The sequence below is a fragment of the Microbacterium canaveralium genome (assembly GCF_047238045.1).
Taxonomy (GTDB): Bacteria; Actinomycetota; Actinomycetes; order Actinomycetales; family Microbacteriaceae; genus Microbacterium.
The window spans coordinates 1,579,472-1,597,280 of the sequence record NZ_JBDFMA010000003.1; the positions used below are offsets into that span (position 1 = coordinate 1,579,472).

Sequence of the window (17,809 nt, forward strand, 5' to 3'; positions counted from 1 at the left end):
GGGGCGGGATGCCGGGAGGTCAGTCGGTGGGGGCGGCGTTCTTGGCGGCCGCGGCGACGGTCGCGGCCGCGTCGGCCGCCGTGTCGGCGGCGCTGGCCGCCACGGTCTTGGCGTCGTCGAGGACGTCGGACAGGCGCGTCTCCTGCTCGTGGTAGGCCTCGCTCATGCGGTCGGCGAACTCGCCGATCCGGGCGTCGACCTGGGCCAGCAGCTCCTGACCGCGGGGGTCCTTGTTGACCAGGTGCGCGGCCACGAAGCCTCCGGCGATGCCCAATACGAACCAGACGAGGCTTCTCACGTTCACCACTTCTTCCTCGAGCGAGCGCCGCGGGCGCGGCATCCCTTCATCGTAGGCGACAGGGTCGCGCGAGCGCGCGTCCGGACGATGGATGCCATCCGCCCCGGGACCGCGACCGGGAACGACGAAGGGCGCCGGGAGAACCCGACGCCCTTCGGCTCGTGAGTGCGGGACTCAGCGAGCGGCGTAGTACTCGACGACGAGCTGCACGTCACACGTGACGGGCACCTCGGCACGCTTCGGGCGACGCACGAGACGTGCCTGCAGCGTCGAGAGGTCGACCTCGAGGTAGCCCGGAACGGGGGGCAGGACCTCGGCGTGTCCGCCGGCGGCCGCGACCTGGAAGGGCTCGAGGCCCTCGCTCTTGGGCTTGACGTGCACGAGCTGACCCGGCTTCACGCGGAAGGACGGGCGGTCCACGAGCTGGCCGTCGACCAGGATGTGGCGGTGCACGACGAGCTGGCGTGCCTGAGCCGTGGTGCGGGCGAAGCCCGAACGAACGACCAGGGCGTCCAGACGCATCTCGAGGAGCTCGACCAGGTTCTCACCGGTCAGGCCGTCGGTGCGGCGGGCCTCGTTGAACGCGATGCGCAGCTGCTTCTCGCGGATGCCGTACTGCTCGCGCAGACGCTGCTTCTCGCGAAGACGGACGGCGTAGTCGCTGTCAGCCTTGCGCTTGGTGCGGCCGTGCTCGCCGGGAGCGTAGGGACGCTTCTCGAGGTAGCGGGCGGCCTTGGGGGTGAGCGCGACGCCGAGGGCGCGCGACAGACGGACCTTGCGGCGGTCCTGAGACTTCGTTGCCACGAAGTACTCCTTCCGATGACGTGGCCGCGCCTTTCGCGGCTCACGGACGTATCGCCCCCTTCCGCCCGATCCGGAACGCACGCCGGGGCGCACCGGAAGGTGATCACAGGAAGGAGGGGATGCCCGAAAACCCTGTTTCGAGCCGGTTCATGTTATCAGAGGCGCCTGCGCGGCCGTTTCAGCCGCCGTCGAGGATGCGGCGGATCTTCTCCAGCCGCGCGGAGACGTCTCGTTCCGCGCCGTGGGAGGTGGGCTGGTAGTACTGCTTCCCCCGCAGCTCGTCGGGCAGATACTGCTGCGCGACGATGCCAATCTCGCTGTCGTGGGCGTATTTGTACCCCTTGCCGTGCCCGAGCCGCTTGGCGCCGGGATAGTGCGCATCGCGGAGGTGCAGCGGGACGCGCCCGAACCCGCCCGCGCGGACGTCGGCGATCGCGGCGTTGATCGCGTTGTACGCGGCGTTCGACTTCGCCGTCGTCGCGAGGTACACCGTGGCTTCGGCCAGGGGTATGCGTCCCTCGGGCATACCGATGAAGGCCACGGCGTCGGCGGCCGCGACCGCGATCTGCAGTGCCTGCGGGTCGGCGAGCCCGATGTCTTCCGCGGCCGAGATCACGAGGCGCCGCGCGATGAAGCGGGGGTCCTCCCCCGCTTCGATCATGCGCGCGAGGTAGTGGATGGCGGCGTCGACGTCGGATCCGCGCACCGACTTGATGAACGCGCTGATGACGTCGTAGTGCTCGTCGCCCTGACGGTCGTAGCGCAGCAACGCACGGTCGACGGCCTGCGCGATGTGGTCGCCGGTGATCACCGGGCGCGGGTCGGCGGCATCCGAGGGGTCGCGGTCGTCGTCTTCCTCGTCGCCGGGTGCCGCGCGGCTGGCGTCGTCGGCCGCGACGGAGGCCGCGGCCTCGAGCGCGGTCAGCGCGCGCCGGGCGTCACCGGAGGCGAGGCGCACGAGCGCGGATCGTGCGTCGTCGCTGAGGACGACGGCGTCGCCGAGGCCGCGCGGGTCGGTGACAGCGCGATCGACGAGGGCGCCGAGGTCGTCGTCTCCGAGAGGGCGGAGGGTGAGGAGCAGCGACCTGGACAGCAGAGGGGAGATGACGGAGAACGACGGGTTCTCAGTGGTGGCGGCGATGAGCACCACCCAGCCGTTCTCGACCCCGGGAAGCAACGCGTCCTGCTGGGCCTTCGTGAAGCGGTGGATCTCGTCGAGGAACAGGATCGTCGACTGCCCGTACAGGTCGCGCTGGGTGAGTGCCTCCTGCATGACCTCGCGGACGTCCTTCACCCCCGCGGTGATCGCGGAGAGCTCCACGAACCGTCGCCCCGAGGAACGCGCGATGGCCTGCGCGAGCGTGGTCTTGCCCGTGCCCGGCGGTCCCCACAGGATGACCGACACCGCCGACCCGGATGCCGAGGAGTCGGCGCCCGCGAGCGTCACGAGGGGCGAGCCGGGGCGCAGCAGATGACCCTGGCCGGCGACCTCGTCGAGACTCGTCGGGCGCATGCGCACCGCGAGCGGGGTCTGGCCCTGGAAGAGGGCGGAAGCAGAGGTCACCGACCCAGGCTAATCGCGACCGCCGACACGGGATCGGGCTTCTTTGTGGGCTCATCGCGACGATGCGTAGGATCGGGGCGGTCCGCAGGCGGTGAAGAGAGGTCGATGTGGCAACGGGTGGCAAGGATCGGCAGAGCCGCGAACAGCGCGAGCGCGCCCGGGCGTATCAGGCCCGCCAGGAACTGCATCGTCGGCAGACGAAGCGTCGGACGCGCGACAACGTCCTCGCGCTGATCGTCGGGCTCGTGGTGATCGCCGGCGCCGTCGGCCTGCAGACGGTGTACTTCGTCAGCGGGCCCGGCGCGCCGACGCCGGAGCCCACGGTCGCCGACACTCCCACTCCGCAGCCCAGCGCCCCTCTGCTCGACCCCACGGTGGCGCCGACCCCCTGATCCTGTGGCGACGGCATCCGTCGTACTAGGCTCGGAGGGTCCTTCTCCCCCAGGCGGCCCTGCCGCGATGAGGTGCTTCCCGTGACTTCCGTTCCCTCCTCCGACCCCACCGACACCACTCCCGCCGTCGCCGACGACGCCGAGACGTCCGACCAGACCATCGAGTCCCCCACCGATGAGACGGTGACCGAGACCGTGTCGGATGACGCGATCCCTGCGACAGACGAGCCCGAGACGGAGGCAGCCGCCGCCGACGAGATCGCGGCGACCGAGGATGCTCCCGTGACCGAGGACGCTCCCGCGACCGAGGATGCTCCCGCGACCGAGGAGGCCGAGGGCGACTCCCCTGTCGCCGACGAGGCGCCGAACCAGGTGGCTCCGAAGGCGACGCCCGCTCCGGGCCCTCGCCCCGGACCGCGACCGGGCGCGCGCGTTGCCGCACCGGTCGCACCGTGGGGTCGCGTGGACGAGGACGGGACGGTATCCGTCCGCGAGGGTGAGGAGTGGCGCGTCGTCGGGCAGTACCCCGACGGCACGCCCGACGAGGCTCTCGCCTACTACACCCGCAAGTTCGCCGATCTGGCGGGTGAGGTGACCCTCCTCGAGGTGCGCCACCGCCGGGGCGGCGCCTCCGCCTCCGACCTGCGCTCCACCGCCGCGACCGTTCGCGCCAAGGTCGACGGCGCCGCCGCGGTCGGCGACCTCGCGGCTCTGCTCGCGCGCCTCGATGCGCTGACCGCCGAACTCGCCGAGGCCAGTGAGACCGAGGCCGCCGCGGCCAAGGAGGCCGTCGAGGACGCGGTACGCGAGCGCACCGAGATCGTGGAGCAGGCCGAGGCTCTCGCCGCGCGTGACCCGCAGTCCGTTCAGTGGAAGCAGATGACGGCCGACATGACGGCCCTCTTCGACCGCTGGCAGGCCCACCAGCAGAACGGTCCGCGTCTGCCGAAGTCGACCGCTCAGCAGTTGTGGCGCCGCTTCCGCGACGCGCGCGCGACCGTCGACCGGCACCGCCGAGAGTTCTTCTCGGCCCTCGACGAGACGCACAAGTCGGCGCGCGACGTCAAGACGCGGCTGGTCGAGCGAGCCGAGGCGCTCGCTCCGCGCGGCGAGGACGGCATCCCCGCGTACCGCGACCTGCTCGACGAGTGGAAGGCGTCGGGACGAGCCGGCCGCAAGGTCGACGACGCGCTCTGGGCTCGATTCAAGGCCGCGGGCGACGCGCTCTACAGCGCGCGGATCGAGCGCGAGACGGCGGACGCCGAGGCATCGAAGGAGAAGATCGAGCAGAAGCGTGCCCTCCTCGAAGAGGCGGCGCCGATCGTCGACGAGAAGAACCTGGCGACCGCTCGTCAGAAGCTGACCGCGATCCAGCGGCAGTGGGACGAGATCGGACGCATCTTCCCGCGTGACAAGGAGCGCGTGCTCGACGACGAGCTCCGCAAGATCGAGCAGAGCGTCCGCGCCCGTGAGGACGCCGACTGGAAGCGCAACGATCCCGAGCAGAAGGCGCGTGCGAACGACATGACGCGTCAGCTCACCGATGCGATCGAGAAGCTCGAGGCCGAGCTGGCCGCGGCCGAGGCCAAGGGTGACAAGCGCGCCGCTGCCCAGGCGTCGGAGGCTCTCGAGGCTCGGCGCACGTGGCTGCGCGCTCTGGGCGGCTGAACGTTCTCCACAGTCCGGCGTCCGTAGACGCCGAGCGAGAGACCATCCCGGCACACTGTCGGGATGGTCTCTCCCTTTCTGTACTTCCCCGGAGAACGACTCTCCCTGACCGAGCTGACCGCTGCGTGCCTCGACGGGCTCCTCACACCGATCGGTGAGGGCTTCATGCCGGCGGATGCGGTCGAGACGACGTGGATGCGCGCGCGGAGCCTGGCCCCTCTCCTCGGCGATCGTTGGGCAGCCGTTCGAGCAAGCGCCGCGTGGGTTCACGGGGGCATCGTTCTCGAGCCGACGCGCCACCACGTCCAGCGGGCGTCCGCCGAGAGGACACGGCCGGTCCGGTGGGCGGGCGTGATCTCGCACGATGTGCGCGTACCGCCGGGCGACGTCGTCACGATCGCCGGAGTGCAGGTCACGAGTCCCGGTCGGACGCTCGTCGACCTTGCCCGATCAGCGGATGCCGACGACATCGCCGCCGCGTCCTCCTGGGGTGTCGCGAGCCCCGAGCTCGTCGCCGACGCACGGGCCTGGATCGCCCGGCATCCCCGATTCCCCTACGGTCGGCGCGCCGACGAGGTTCTCGCCTCCGTCGGCAGCCCGTGAGCGCAGCTGCTCAGGAGGAGGTGACGCGGTACACGTCGTAGACGGCGTCGATGCGCCGCACGGCGTTGAGGACGCGGTCGAGGTGGACGGTGTCGCCCATCTCGAACACGAACTTGCTGAGCGCCAGGCGGTCGTTCGTCGTGGACACCGTGGCCGACAGGATGTTGACGTGGTGCTCGCTCAGGACGCGCGTCACGTCGCTCAGCAGCCCCGACCTGTCGAGCGCCTCGACCTGGATCTGGACGAGGAAGACGCTCTTCGTGGTCGGTGCCCACTCGACGTCGATGAGCCGCTCGGGATCTTCGCGGAGCGACTTGACGTTCGTGCAGTCGGAGCGATGCACGGACACGCCGCTGCCGCGGGTGACGAAGCCGACGATCTCGTCGCCCGGCACGGGCGTGCAGCACTTCGCGAGCTTGACCAGGATGTCGGGGGCGCCCCGCACCAGCACGCCCGAGTCGCCGCCGCGCGGTGCGCGACTGCGCCCGACCTGCGGCAGGTCGATCGGGCCGGTCGAGGTGTCGTCGGCGCTGACGAGGGCCGTGACCTTCTCGATGACCGACTGCGTCGAAACGTGGCCCTCGCCTACGGCTGCGTACAGCGCGGACACGTCCTCGTAGTGGAACCCGCGTGCGACCTCGGTGAACGAGTCCTGGTTCATGAGGCGCTGCAGGGGAAGATTCTGGCGGCGCATCGCGCGCGCGATGGAGTCCTTGCCCTGCTCGATCGCCTCTTCGCGGCGTTCCTTCGTGAACCAGCCGCGGATCTTGTTGCGTGCGCGCGTGCTCTTGACGAACCCGAGCCAGTCCTGACTCGGCCCGGCGTCGGGGTTCTTGGAGGTGAAGACCTCGACGACGTCGCCCGACTGCAACTCGGTCTCCAGCGGCACGAGCCGGCCGTTGACCTTCGCGCCCATCGTGCGGTGGCCGATCTCGGTGTGGACGGCGTACGCGAAGTCGACCGGCGTGGCGCCCTTCGGCAGACCGATGACGCGCCCCTTCGGCGTGAAGACGTAGACCTCTTTCGCGCCGATCTCGAAGCGCAGAGAATCGAGGAACTCGCCCGGGTCGGCGGTCTCCGCCTGCCAGTCGGAGATACGGGCGATCCACGCCATGTCGGTGTCGGAGGCCTTGGCATCGGTCTTACCGCCGGCCATCCGCTCTTTGTACTTCCAGTGCGCCGCGACACCGAACTCGGCCTGCTGGTGCATCTCGTGCGTGCGGATCTGGATCTCGACCGTCCGCCCGCTCGGACCGATCACGGTCGTGTGCAGCGACTGGTAGAGGTTGAACTTCGGCGTGGCGATGTAGTCCTTGAACCGGCCGGGCAGCGGCGTCCATCGGGCGTGGATCGCGCCGAGCACCGCGTAGCAGTCGCGCACCGTGCCGACGAGAATGCGGATGCCGATGAGGTCGTAGATGTCGTCGAACTCGCGGCCCCGCACGACCATCTTCTGGTACACCGAGTACAGCTGCTTCGGACGGCCCATGACCCGGCCGCGCACCCGCAGTTCGCGCAGGTCTGCGTCGATCGCGTCGATCACCGTCTGCACGTACTGCTCGCGCTGCGGCGTGCGCTGGCGCACCAGGCTCTCGATCTCGGCGTAGAGCTTGGGGTGCAGCACCGCGAAGGAGAGGTCTTCGAGCTCGCTCTTGATCGCTTGGATACCGAGACGGTGGGCCAGCGGCGCGTAGATCTCGAGCGTCTCGGTCGCCTTCTTGGCGGCCTTGTGCGGAGGGACGAATCCCCACGTGCGCGCGTTGTGCAGCCGGTCGGCGAGCTTGATGAGGAGCACACGGATGTCGCGCGACATCGCCACGATCATCTTGCGGACGGTCTCGGCCTGGGCGCTCTCGCCGTACTTGACCTTGTCGAGCTTCGTGACGCCGTCGACGAGCATCGCGACCTCGTCGCCGAAATCGGCGGCGAGCTGGTCGAGCGGGTAGTCGGTGTCTTCGACGGTGTCGTGCAGCAGCGCCGCGGCGATGGCCTTGGGGCCGAGGCCGAGCTCGGCGAGGATCTGGGCGACCGCGAGCGGATGCGTGATGTATGGCTCGCCGCTCTGACGCTTCTGACCCTCGTGGGCCTTGTCGGCCACGGCGTACGCGCGCTCGATGATGCCGAGGTCGCCCTTGGGGTGGTGCGTGCGCACCGTCCGCAACAGCTTGTCGACGTCGTCACGCCGGGCCGCGCGCGAGAAGATGCGCGGAACCAGTCGCCGAAGGGATGACGGCGGCGGCGCGGGGGACGTGGTCTCGGTCATCGATCCCCTCCCCCCGGTGCTGCGGTCAGTCTTCCCATCCTACGCCGCGTGAGGCCGGTGCCCGCCCGTCAGGCGGGGACACCGGCCTTCTCGCGGGCGGAGCGCACGCGGGTGTCGCGCGCCGCGATGGCGGGCTCGCGCTCGCGCAGCAGCGCGTACAGCGGGACCGCGACGAACAGAGTCGAGTAGGCCGCGACGATCGTGCCGACGAAGATCGACAGCGAGATGTCGCTGAGGGTGCGAGCGCCCAGCGGAACACCGATGAACAGGATCGCGCCGACCGGCAGGATCGCGACCACGGTGGTGTTGATCGAGCGGATGAGCGTCTGGTTCGCCGCGAGGTTGACCGACTCGGCGAACGTCCGGCCCGACAGCTCGCCGTCCTGGCGGGTGTTCTCGCGCACCTTGTCGAACACGACGGTCGTGTCGTACAGCGCGTACGACAGGATCGTGAGGAAGCCGATGACGGCCGCGGGCGAGATCTCGAAACCGAAGATGGCGTAGACGCCGATCGTGATCACGAGGACGTCGACGAGACCGATGATCGCGGCCACCGACATCTTCCACGTGCGGAAGTACAGGGCCAGGATGACGAACGTCAGCGCGAGGAAGATCGACAGGCCCCACAGGGACTGACGAGTGACGTCCGCACCCCACGTGGGTCCGATGAACGAGTTCGTGATCTCGCTCGACGGCACTCCGTATCCTTCGGCGAGGGCGTTGGACACGGCCTGTGTCTGCTGATCGTCGAGCTGATCGGTCTGCACGCGCACGGCCTGATCGCTGATCGTGGAGACGCGCGTCGTGGTGCCCGGGACGACCGAGGTGACGGCATCCGTCGCGATGGCTTGGTCGAAGGAGGTGGGATTCGAGACCGTGAACTGCGACCCGCCGGTGAACTCGATCGAGAACTGGACGGGGCGGAAGAGCGGCACGAGTGCCGCACCGATGACGAGGACGGCGGCGATGATGAACCACAGGCGCCGACGCTGGACGAACGGGAACGAGGTCTTCCCCGAGTACAGATCGTTGCCGAGCTGCGACATGGAGCGCATCAGTCGTCTCCCTCCTTCGTGGGGCGCGTATTGCTCTGTGCGGCGGCGAGCTCGGCGCGCTTGCGCTCGGCGATCGTCTGGCGCCGCTGCGCCTCTCCGCGGGAACGGTTGGCGCGGCCCGAGACGGCGGTCGCCGCCGGGGCGCGGAACTGCGCGCGGCCGCGGTAGACGGCACCGAGCGCCTCGGGATCCATGCCCGAGAGCGGGTGGCCCGAACCGAAGAAGCGCGTGCGCGCCAACAGTTGCATGACCGGGTGCGTGAACAGGATGAAGATCAGGATGTCGATCGCGGTCGTCAGGCCGAGCGTGAACGCGAAGCCCTTCACCGTGGCATCCGCCAGGATGTACAGCACGATGGCGGCGAGGATGTTGATCGACTTCGAGATGTAGATCGTGCGCTTCGCTCGCGACCAGCCGTCCTCGACGGCCGCGGTGATCGACTTCCCGTCGCGCAGCTCGTCACGGATGCGTTCGAAGTAGACGATGAACGAGTCCGCGGTGAAGCCGATGGTGACGATGAGGCCCGCGACACCGGCGAGGGACAGGCGGAAGCCCATACGCCAGGCCAGGATGCACAGGGTCACGTACGTGAGCACCGCCATGACGCCCAGCGACGCGATGATCACGGTTCCCAGCGCGCGGTACACGATGAGCGAGTAGATCGCGACGAGGCCGAGGCCGATGAGACCGGCGATGAAGCCGACCTGCAGCTGCTGCGAACCGAGGGTCGCCGACACCGTGTCGGAGCTGACGACCGTGAAGCTCAGCGGCAGGGCGCCGTACTTGAGCTGGTCGGCGAGGGCCTTCGACGTCTCCTGCGTGAAGCTGCCCGTGATGCTGGGGCGGCCGTCGACGATGATGCCGTTCATCGAGGGAGCCGACAGCACCGAGCCGTCGAGGACGAAGGCGAACTGGTTGAGCGGCGCCTGAGCACCGTACAGGCGCTGGCTGATCTCGGAGAACTTCTGCGTGCCCTGGTCGTTGAAGACGAGGTTGACCGCCCACTGGCCGGTGTTCTGTTCCTGACCGTTCGTGGCGTTGCTGATGTCGGTGCCGTCGAGCTCGACGGGGCCGAGGATGTACTTGACCGATCCGTCGTCGCTGCACGTGATCAGCGGCTGGTCGGCGGGCGCCTGCGCGGGGTTGTTCGTGGGGTTGGCGCAGTCGTACGAGAGGAACTGCGCCTGCAGGGCCGGAGTCACCCAGGACAGGTCGCTGCCGTTGGTCGGGGAGGCGGTGGGCGTCGACGGCAGCGACGGGTCGGGCGTCGGGTACGGCGTGTTCTGCCCGTCCTGACCGACGAACGACGTCGCCGGCGATCCCGTGTACAGCACCGCGCGCAACTGCAGCTGAGCGGAACTCTGAATGCGCTCACGCGTGGCCTCGTCGGCCTGCCCGGGGATCTGCACGACGATGTTGCGGCCGCCCTCGGTGGCCACGTCGGCTTCGCCCACGCCCGAGGCGTCGACGCGCTGCCGGATGATCGACACCGCCTGCTGCAGCTGGTCGGCGTCAGGGTTCGCGCCGTCTGTGGTCTGGGCGGCCAGGATGATCTGCGTCCCGCCCTGCAGGTCGAGGGCGAGGTCGGGGGTCCAGGAGCTGGCCTGGAAGGCGTACACGCCCAGCGCGTTGATGCCGAACAGCACGCCGGTGATGGCGAGCAGTCCGGTCAGCACGCGCCAGGCGTGGCGGACGGGAGTCGAGGGCGCCACGGAGTCGGCTTTCTGTGCGGCGGTGAACGGAAGGGGCGGAGGGTCAGACCTGCGGACGGTCCTTGTCGTCGCGCTCGGTCTCGGCCTGGCGGGCCGCGCGGTGGTCGTCGCTGATCGAGCTGATGTCGCCGTCGGCGACGCCCGCGACGTACTCGGCCTCGGACTCCTCGGCCTCGATGAAGTCGTCTTCGGTCACGAAGCCCTGAGCCGGGTTCACGATGCGCAGCACGGCCTGGCTGTGGACCTTGATGACCACGCCCGGTGCGATCTCCACCTGAGCGGGCTTGTCGAGGTCTTCACCGTCATACTCGACGATCGTTCCGTACAAGCCACCCTGCAGCAGCACCTCGGAGCCCGGAACGGTCTGACGGGCCTTCTCCTCCTGCTCGAGCTTCTGCTTCTGCATGCGGCGACGCGAGCTCCAGAACATGAAGACCAGCAGGCCGATCAGCAGGATGATCAGGCCGTAGTTGGCGAAGAAGTTCGCGAAATCCATGGAGGCGGTGCACCTTTCGATTCAGGCGAGCCGTGCGGCACTGCCTAAGGGGGTCGGGGAATCCCTCGCCGAGTATAGGTCATCCCCCTTGACTGAACCGGAGCAGTCCGTCGGGGTGCGGAGCGCCGAGGTGGTCGTACGCCTCGGGGGTGGCGACGCGTCCGCGGGGGGTGCGTCCCATGAAGCCGATGCGCACGAGATAGGGCTCGACGACCGACTCGATCGTCTCGGGCTCTTCGCCGACGGCGACCGCGAGGGTGCTGAGCCCGACCGGGCCGCCTCGGAAGCGTCGCACGAGCGCGTCGAGCACCGCCCGGTCGAGGCGGTCGAGGCCGATGGCATCCACGTCGTAGAGGTCGAGCGCCGCGTCAACGGTGCGAACGTCGGCGTCGCCGGCATCCGTCCCCGTCGACGGGCCGTACACGACGAGGTAGTCGCGGACGCGTCGGAGCAGCCGGTTGGCGATGCGCGGGGTGCCGCGGGAGCGACGCGCGATCTCGGAGCGGGCGGTACCCGGTAGTCCGACGTCGAGCATGGATGCCGAGCGCGAGACGACGCGTTCGAGCTCTTCCGGCTCGTAGTACTCCAGGTGGGCGGTGAATCCGAACCGGTCGCGGAGAGGGTTGGGGAGGAGTCCCGCGCGGGTGGTCGCGCCGACGAGCGTGAACGGGGCGAGATCGAGCGGGATGCTGGTCGCCCCGGCGCCCTTGCCGACCATGATGTCGATGCGGAAGTCTTCCATCGCGAGGTACAGCATCTCTTCGGCCGAGCGCGCCATCCGGTGGATCTCGTCGATGAAGAGCACCTCGCCGGGCGTGAGCGATGACAGCAGGGCCGCGAGGTCTCCGGCGTGCTGGATGGCCGGACCGCTGGACAGTCGCAGCGGGCGGCCGCTCTCGTGCGCGACGATCATCGCGAGCGTCGTCTTGCCGAGACCGGGTGGACCCGAAAGCAGGATGTGGTCGGGCGAGCGCTGCTGGATGCGCGCCGCATCGAGCAGAAGCTGCAGCTGGCCGCGCACCTTCTGCTGCCCGACGAACTCGCTCAGCGAGGTCGGGCGCAGCGCACCCTCGATCGCGAGCTCAGTCTCGTCGTCGGGCGAACCGGCGTCGCGCACGACGTCAGCCACCGACGGGTTCCTTGCGCGCGGGCCCCAGCATCGCGAGCGTCAGACGCAGCAGCGCCTGCACCGACGCGCGGTCGGCCTCGGCGGCGTCCTCGGCGACGGATGCCACGGCCTCGGCGGCGACGCGCTCGCTCCACCCGAGCCCGATGAGGGCTTGCGTGACCTGCAGCGGCACCTGCCCGTGCGCGGCCACCGCGGCGGGTGCCTGAGCCGTGGGCACGGCGAGCTTGCCGGCGAGCTGCACGACGATGAGTTTCGCCGTCTTCGGGCCGATCCCGGACACGCGCTTGAAGGGGGCGTCGTCGTCATCGGTGACGGCCTGCGCGATCTGCGGCACCGTCAGATACGACAGCACCCCCAGCGCGGACTTCGGGCCGACGCCCGTGACGCCGATCAGCTGCGTGAACACGGTCAGTTCTTCGCGCGTCTCGAAACCGAAGAGCGACAGGGCGTCTTCGCGCACGACCAGGTGCGTGTGCAGGTGCACCTGATCGCCGACGTGGGTCGCGCGAGCGACCTGCGGCGTGACGGCCACGGAGAGCCCCACTCCCCCGACGACCACGACGAGCGCGTCGTCGCCGACGTGCGCGGCGACACCCTGCAGCGAAGAGATCATGCGACGAGCCTACGCGCCGGTTCGGACCTTTGTTCGAGCGACACGCGTCGCTGTGGACGGCTGACGCTTCTCGGCATCCCGCCAGGCCTTCTGTGCGGGAGTGAGGTCGCCGCCGGTCGCGGCCGTCGCCGCTCCCCCGCGCCACGCGTGGCACAGGGCCAGGGCGAGCGCGTCGGCGGCGTCCGCCGGCTGCGGCAGGGCGTCGAGGCGGAGCACGCGCGCCACCATCGTCTGGACCTGCAGCTTGTCGGCGGATCCGTAGCCGGTGATGGCGGCCTTGACCTCGCTGGGGGTGTGGGTGGCTGCCGGGATGCCGTGCTCGGCGGCGAGCAAGAGAGCGATGCCGCTCGCCTGAGCGGTGCCCATCACCGAGTGGCGGTTGTTCTGCGCGAACACGCGCTCGACGGCGACCACCTGGGGCTCGTGCGCGGCGAGCACCTCCCGGATGCCGGCGGCGATCGTCGCGAGACGCTTCTCGATCGGATCGGTCACGGCCGAACGCACGACGCCGACGTGCACGAGCGAAGCGGAACGATCGGGCGCGACGTCGACGACCCCGATGCCGCAGCGCGTCAGACCGGGGTCGATGCCGAGGACGCGCAGAGAACGAGACACGACCCCCACGCTAGGCGCAGGGGTCGTGGAGTCGAGCAGGGCGCGCCCTTACTCGTCGTTCTCGAGCTCGGCCTGCACCTCGGGGCTCATGTCGAAGTTCGTGTAGACGTTCTGGACGTCGTCGCTGTCTTCGAGCGCGTCGATGAGGCGGAAGACCTTGCGGGCGGTGTCGGCGTCGACCTCGACCTTGAGCGAGGGGACGAACTCCACATCGGCGGAGTCGTATTCGATGCCGGCCTCTTGCAGTGCCGAACGGACGGTGACCAGGTCGCTCGCCTCGGTGATGACGCCGAAGCCGTCGCCGTGGGGCTCGACCTCTTCCGCGCCGGCCTCGAGGACCGCGAGCATGACGTCGTCCTCGGTCGTGCCCTCGGAGGGAACGACGATGACACCCTTACGGCTGAAGTTGTACGCCACGCTGCCAGGGTCGGCGAGTGTGCCGCCGTTGCGGCTCAGCGCGGTACGAACCTCGGCTGCGGCGCGGTTCTTGTTGTCGGTCAGACATTCGATGAGGAACGCGACGCCGTTGGGCCCGTATCCCTCGTACATGATCGACGCGTACTCGACGGCCTCGCCGCCGATACCGGCACCGCGCTTGATGGCGCGGTCGATGTTGTCTTTGGGGACCGAGGTCTTCTTGGCCTTGAGCACCGCGTCGAAGAGCGTCGGGTTGCCCTGGAGGTCCGCCCCACCGAGCTTGGCGGCGACCTCGATGTTCTTGATGAGCTTGGCCCACGACTTGGCGCGGCGGGCGTCGACGACCGCCTTCTTGTGCTTGGTCGTGGCCCATTTGGAGTGTCCGGACATGGGTTCCAGTCTAGAACGAGGGCGCCGTCATCCCGGCGCGGCTGCGGACGCGGCCGAGGAACCGCGCATGGAAGCGCGTCTCGCCCGTCGACTCCGGGTGGAAGGCGATGCCGAGGAGGTTGCCCTGCTCGACCGCCACGACGCGTCCGTCGGGCAGCGAAGCGAGCGCGGTGGCATCCGGGCCCGTCTCGACCACCACGGGCGCGCGGATGAACACGGCGTGCACGGGCGGATCCCCGAGGACGGGCACGGGGAGGTCGGTCTCGAACGACTGCGTCTGGGAGCCGAAGGCGTTGCGCTGGACAAGGACGTCGAGTCCGCCGAAAGTGCGCTGGCCCGCGATCGCGCCGTCGATTCGGTCGGCGAGGAGGATGAGCCCCGCGCACGTGCCGAGCACGGGCAGCCCCGCGGCGATCGCCGCGCGCACGGGGTCGAAGAGGTCGAACGCCCGCGCGAGCTTGTCGATGACGCTGGACTCGCCGCCCGGGAGGACGAGGCCGTCGACCTCCGCGAGTTCGGACGCCCGCCGGACGGGCCGAGCGTCGGCGCCCAGGTCCGCGAGCACGCGCAGGTGCTCGCGGACGTCGCCCTGGAGGGCGAGGACGCCGACGCGAGGGGTGTTACCAGCCACGCTCGGCCAGGCGGTGCGGGGCCGGGAGGTCGGCGACGTTGATGCCGACCATGGCCTCGCCGAGACCGCGCGAGGCCTCGGCCACGATCTTGGGGTCGTCGTGGAACGTGGTCGCCTTCACGATCGCGGCGGCACGCTGCGCGGGGTTACCCGACTTGAAGATGCCCGAGCCGACGAAGACGCCGTCGGCGCCCAGCTGCATCATCATCGCCGCGTCGGCCGGGGTCGCCACGCCGCCCGCGGTGAAGAGGACGACGGGGAGCGTCCCGGTCTCGGCGATCTCGGCGACGAGTTCGTACGGGGCCTGCAGCTCCTTCGCTGCGACGTACAGCTCGTCCTTGGTCTTGGCCCGGAGCGCGTTGATCTCGCCCGTGATGGTGCGGATGTGCTTGGTCGCTTCGGAGACGTCGCCGGTTCCGGCCTCGCCCTTGGAGCGGATCATCGCGGCACCCTCGGTGATCCGGCGGAGTGCTTCGCCGAGGTTGGTCGCGCCGCACACGAACGGCACGGTGAAGTTCCACTTGTCGATGTGGTTGACGTAGTCGGCGGGTGAGAGCACCTCGGACTCGTCGATGTAGTCGACGCCGAGTTCCTGCAGCACCTGCGCCTCGACGAAGTGTCCGATGCGGGCCTTGGCCATCACGGGGATGGACACCGAAGCGATGATGTCGTCGATCAGGTCGGGGTCGCTCATGCGGGCGACGCCGCCCTGCGCGCGGATGTCGGCGGGAACGCGCTCGAGGGCCATGACGGCAACGGCGCCGGCATCCTCGGCGATGCGGGCCTGGTCCGCGGTGACGACGTCCATGATCACGCCGCCCTTGAGCATTTCGGCGAGTCCGCGCTTGACGCGGGAGGTTCCGGTGTCGGTCATTGTCGATTCCCTTCGCGCTCCGGGGCGCTTGTTTTGGCTTAGGCCAAACCGTAGCACGGCGCAGGACATACGCTGGATGAAGCGAGAGGGGACGCATGACCGTCGACATCACCGGGCGCTCGGCATCCGAGATCTCCGTCGATCTGCGCGAACGCATCGAGCGGGGGCAGCTTCAGCCGGGAGACGCCCTCCCGCCGGTCCGCTCGCTGGCGGCCGACCTCGGAGTGAATCGCAACACCGTGGTCTCCGCGTACCGGATGCTCGCCCAAGCCGGGCTCGTGGTCGCCCGGGGACGCGGCGGCACGCGTGTCGCCGGGCGCGCCCCGGTGGCGCAGGAGGGGTACGCGGCGGGAACCGTCCTCCGCGACGTCGGCACCGGCAACCCCGATCCCGCGCTCATCCCCGATCCCGCCGCCGCGCTCGCTCGCTCGGGCCGTCCTGTGCTGTACGGCGAGCCGGTCGTCGATCCGGGACTCGAGGCGTGGGCGCGCGAATGGATGGCCGAGGGCCTTCCCGACCGTGACTGGCGCATCACGGTCACGAGCGGGGCCAGTGATGCGATCGAACGACTCCTCGCCCAGGCGCTCCAGCGCGACGACGCCGTCGCCCTGGAGGATCCGTGTTTCCTCTCGGCCCTGCACACCGTGCGACAGGGCGGGTATCGCGCGGTGCCGGTGGCGGTGGATGCCGAGGGGATGACGGTCGAAGGGCTCCGGGCCGCTCTCGCCGACGGCGTTCGCGCCGTCATCTGCACCCCGCGCGCCCACAATCCGACCGGTGCGAGCCTCACCGAGACGCGGGCCGCGCAGCTGCGGGACGTGCTCGCCGACCACCCGTACGTGCTCGTGATCGAGGACGACCACTTCTCGCTGCTGTCGCGCGCTCCCCTGCGCTCGATCATCGGCGAGACGCAGCAGCGGTGGGCCCGCATCCGGTCGGTGTCGAAGTTCCTCGGGCCCGACATGTGCCTCGCCGTCGTGGCATCCGATGACGAAACCGCCGAGCGGCTCGCGCTGCGGCTGACGCCCGGCACCACGTGGGTGAGCCACATCCTGCAGCGACTCACGCTCGCTCTCGTGACCGACCCGGAGGTACGCACGGGGATCGATCGCGCCGCGGAACACTACGCCGAACGCAACGACGCCTTCGCGGGGGCGCTGGCCGCGCGGGGACTGCCCCTCACCGTCGGAGACGGCCTGAACCTCTGGGTGCCGCTTCCCGCCCCCGCCGCGCTCGTCCGCGAGGACCTCATGCGGCGGGGATGGCTCGTGCGTGATGGTGATCACTTCTTCCTCTCCCCCGACAGCGCCGGAGACTATCTGCGGCTGACGGTTCATCACCTCGACGACGACGAAGCGGCGGCGCTCGCGGACGACCTGGCGAGCGCGGTGGCCGCGCTCCGGCCCTCCGTTCGGGGTGGGAGGATCGAAGGATGAAGGTCCTCTCGATCCAGTCCGCCGTCGCCTACGGCCACGTCGGAAACTCCGCCGCCGTCTTCCCTCTGCAGCGCATCGGCGTCGAGGTGCTGCCGGTGTACACGGTCAACTTCTCCAACCACACCGGCTACGGCGCGTGGCGCGGACCGCTCATCTCCCCCGCCGACGTCGCCGAGGTCATCACGGGGATCGAAGAGCGCGGGGTCCTCGGCGAGATCGACGTGGTGCTGTCGGGCTACCAGGGCGGCGAGGGCATCGCCGACGTCATCATCGACGCGGTCGCGCGGGTGAAGAAGGCGAACCCGGATGCCGTCTACGCCTGCGACCCGGTCATGGGCAACGCCAAGTCGGGCTGTTTCGTCGCCCCGGCGATCCCCGATCTTCTGCGCGAGCGGGTGATCCCCGTCGCCGACATCATCACGCCCAACCAGTTCGAGCTCGGGTTCCTCACCGGCACGGACCCCGGGAGCATCGAATCCACTCTCGAATCGGCCGATCTCGCGCGCGCCCGCGGCCCCCGGACCGTGCTCGTGACGAGTGTGGAACGACCCGACCGCGAGCCCGACACGATCGAGATGCTGGTCGTCGACGACGACGGCGCATGGATCGTGCAGACCCCCCTCATCCCGATGAAGGCCAACGGGTCGGGCGATGTCACGGCGGCGCTGTTCACCGCCCACTACCGTCGGACCGGCGATGCCGCCGATGCCCTTGCGCGCACGGCATCCAGCGTCTTTGACCTGCTCTCGAACACGTTCGAGTCGGGCTCGCGCGAACTGCTTCTCGTCGAGTCGCAGGAGGCGTACGCCCATCCGCGCCTGCAGTTCTCGGTGCGGCAGGTGCGCTGAC

The 17,809-nt window shown here is 69.7% G+C and carries 18 protein-coding genes; 5 read left to right on the plus strand and 13 right to left on the minus strand.

Annotated features, from left to right (window positions below):
* Window positions 1-19: 19 nt before the first annotated feature.
* From ABC271_RS08495 to ABC271_RS08505, 3 genes are all read right to left on the minus strand, one after another.
* Entirely contained in the window at window positions 20-340 is a 321-nt protein-coding gene (locus ABC271_RS08495) for an ATPase (RefSeq protein ID WP_412924455.1), read from the minus strand.
* Window positions 341-472: 132 nt separating this feature from the next.
* Complete coding sequence (gene rpsD / locus ABC271_RS08500) at window positions 473-1,102, minus strand: 30S ribosomal protein S4 (protein ID WP_412924456.1); 630 nt, start codon at window positions 1,100-1,102, stop codon at window positions 473-475.
* Between the two features lie 178 nt (window positions 1,103-1,280).
* Complete coding sequence (locus ABC271_RS08505) at window positions 1,281-2,666, minus strand: replication-associated recombination protein A (RefSeq protein ID WP_412924457.1); 1,386 nt, start codon at window positions 2,664-2,666, stop codon at window positions 1,281-1,283.
* Window positions 2,667-2,773: 107 nt separating this feature from the next.
* On the opposite strand from ABC271_RS08505, the gene ABC271_RS08510 reads away from it, so the two are divergent.
* The 3 genes from ABC271_RS08510 to ABC271_RS08520 all read left to right on the plus strand — a co-directional run bounded on the left by ABC271_RS08510 (window position 2,774) and on the right by ABC271_RS08520 (window position 5,329).
* The gene (locus tag ABC271_RS08510) at window positions 2,774-3,058 is read left to right on the plus strand and encodes a dioxygenase (RefSeq protein ID WP_412924458.1); all 285 of its coding nucleotides are present in this window, start codon (window positions 2,774-2,776) and stop codon (window positions 3,056-3,058) included.
* 462 nt (window positions 3,059-3,520) lie between these two features.
* A complete protein-coding gene (locus tag ABC271_RS08515; RefSeq protein ID WP_412926123.1) occupies window positions 3,521-4,726 on the plus strand; it encodes a DUF349 domain-containing protein in 1,206 nt (401 codons plus the stop codon).
* A 63-nt stretch (window positions 4,727-4,789) separates the two neighbouring features.
* On the plus strand, window positions 4,790-5,329 hold the full coding sequence (locus ABC271_RS08520) for a type IV toxin-antitoxin system AbiEi family antitoxin (RefSeq protein WP_412924459.1): 540 nt from the start codon (window positions 4,790-4,792) through the stop codon (window positions 5,327-5,329).
* 10 nt (window positions 5,330-5,339) lie between these two features.
* Here the strand turns inward: ABC271_RS08520 and ABC271_RS08525 are convergent, their stop codons facing one another.
* The 10 genes from ABC271_RS08525 to pdxS all read right to left on the minus strand — a co-directional run bounded on the left by ABC271_RS08525 (window position 5,340) and on the right by pdxS (window position 15,524).
* Window positions 5,340-7,592: a RelA/SpoT family protein gene (locus ABC271_RS08525; protein WP_412924460.1), complete on the minus strand. Its 2,253-nt coding sequence runs from the start codon at window positions 7,590-7,592 to the stop codon at window positions 5,340-5,342.
* Window positions 7,593-7,660: 68 nt separating this feature from the next.
* Complete coding sequence (secF, locus tag ABC271_RS08530; RefSeq protein ID WP_412924461.1) at window positions 7,661-8,647, minus strand: protein translocase subunit SecF; 987 nt, start codon at window positions 8,645-8,647, stop codon at window positions 7,661-7,663.
* A complete protein-coding gene (gene secD / locus ABC271_RS08535) occupies window positions 8,647-10,359 on the minus strand; it encodes a protein translocase subunit SecD (protein ID WP_412924462.1) in 1,713 nt (570 codons plus the stop codon). Before secD ends, secF begins: the two co-directional genes overlap by 1 nt.
* A 43-nt stretch (window positions 10,360-10,402) precedes the next feature.
* Window positions 10,403-10,855: a preprotein translocase subunit YajC gene (locus ABC271_RS08540; protein WP_412924463.1), complete on the minus strand. Its 453-nt coding sequence runs from the start codon at window positions 10,853-10,855 to the stop codon at window positions 10,403-10,405.
* A 79-nt stretch (window positions 10,856-10,934) separates the two neighbouring features.
* Window positions 10,935-11,984, minus strand: coding sequence for a Holliday junction branch migration DNA helicase RuvB (gene ruvB / locus ABC271_RS08545; protein ID WP_412924464.1), 1,050 nt, complete (start codon window positions 11,982-11,984; stop codon window positions 10,935-10,937).
* Entirely contained in the window at window positions 11,977-12,597 is a 621-nt protein-coding gene (ruvA, locus tag ABC271_RS08550; RefSeq protein WP_412924465.1) for a Holliday junction branch migration protein RuvA, read from the minus strand. The genes ruvB and ruvA overlap by 8 nt, the downstream gene beginning before the upstream one ends.
* Window positions 12,598-12,606: 9 nt before the next feature.
* Window positions 12,607-13,212 (minus strand): crossover junction endodeoxyribonuclease RuvC, encoded by a 606-nt coding sequence (gene ruvC / locus ABC271_RS08555; protein WP_412924466.1) that lies wholly within the window; start codon window positions 13,210-13,212, stop codon window positions 12,607-12,609.
* Between the two features lie 48 nt (window positions 13,213-13,260).
* Entirely contained in the window at window positions 13,261-14,019 is a 759-nt protein-coding gene (locus ABC271_RS08560; protein WP_412924467.1) for a YebC/PmpR family DNA-binding transcriptional regulator, read from the minus strand.
* Between the two features lie 10 nt (window positions 14,020-14,029).
* Window positions 14,030-14,650 carry a pyridoxal 5'-phosphate synthase glutaminase subunit PdxT gene (gene pdxT / locus ABC271_RS08565; protein WP_412924468.1) on the minus strand — a complete coding sequence of 207 codons (621 nt, stop codon included), beginning with the start codon at window positions 14,648-14,650 and terminating at the stop codon, window positions 14,030-14,032.
* Window positions 14,640-15,524 carry a pyridoxal 5'-phosphate synthase lyase subunit PdxS gene (gene pdxS / locus ABC271_RS08570; protein ID WP_412924469.1) on the minus strand — a complete coding sequence of 295 codons (885 nt, stop codon included), beginning with the start codon at window positions 15,522-15,524 and terminating at the stop codon, window positions 14,640-14,642. Before pdxS ends, pdxT begins: the two co-directional genes overlap by 11 nt.
* Before the next feature lie 95 nt (window positions 15,525-15,619).
* On the opposite strand from pdxS, the gene ABC271_RS08575 reads away from it, so the two are divergent.
* Together ABC271_RS08575 and pdxY are read left to right on the plus strand one after the other, a co-directional pair.
* Window positions 15,620-16,960 (plus strand): aminotransferase class I/II-fold pyridoxal phosphate-dependent enzyme, encoded by a 1,341-nt coding sequence (locus ABC271_RS08575; RefSeq protein ID WP_412924470.1) that lies wholly within the window; start codon window positions 15,620-15,622, stop codon window positions 16,958-16,960.
* A complete protein-coding gene (pdxY, locus tag ABC271_RS08580) occupies window positions 16,957-17,808 on the plus strand; it encodes a pyridoxal kinase PdxY (RefSeq protein ID WP_412924471.1) in 852 nt (283 codons plus the stop codon). The genes ABC271_RS08575 and pdxY overlap by 4 nt, the downstream gene beginning before the upstream one ends.
* Window position 17,809: the final 1 nt, after the last annotated feature.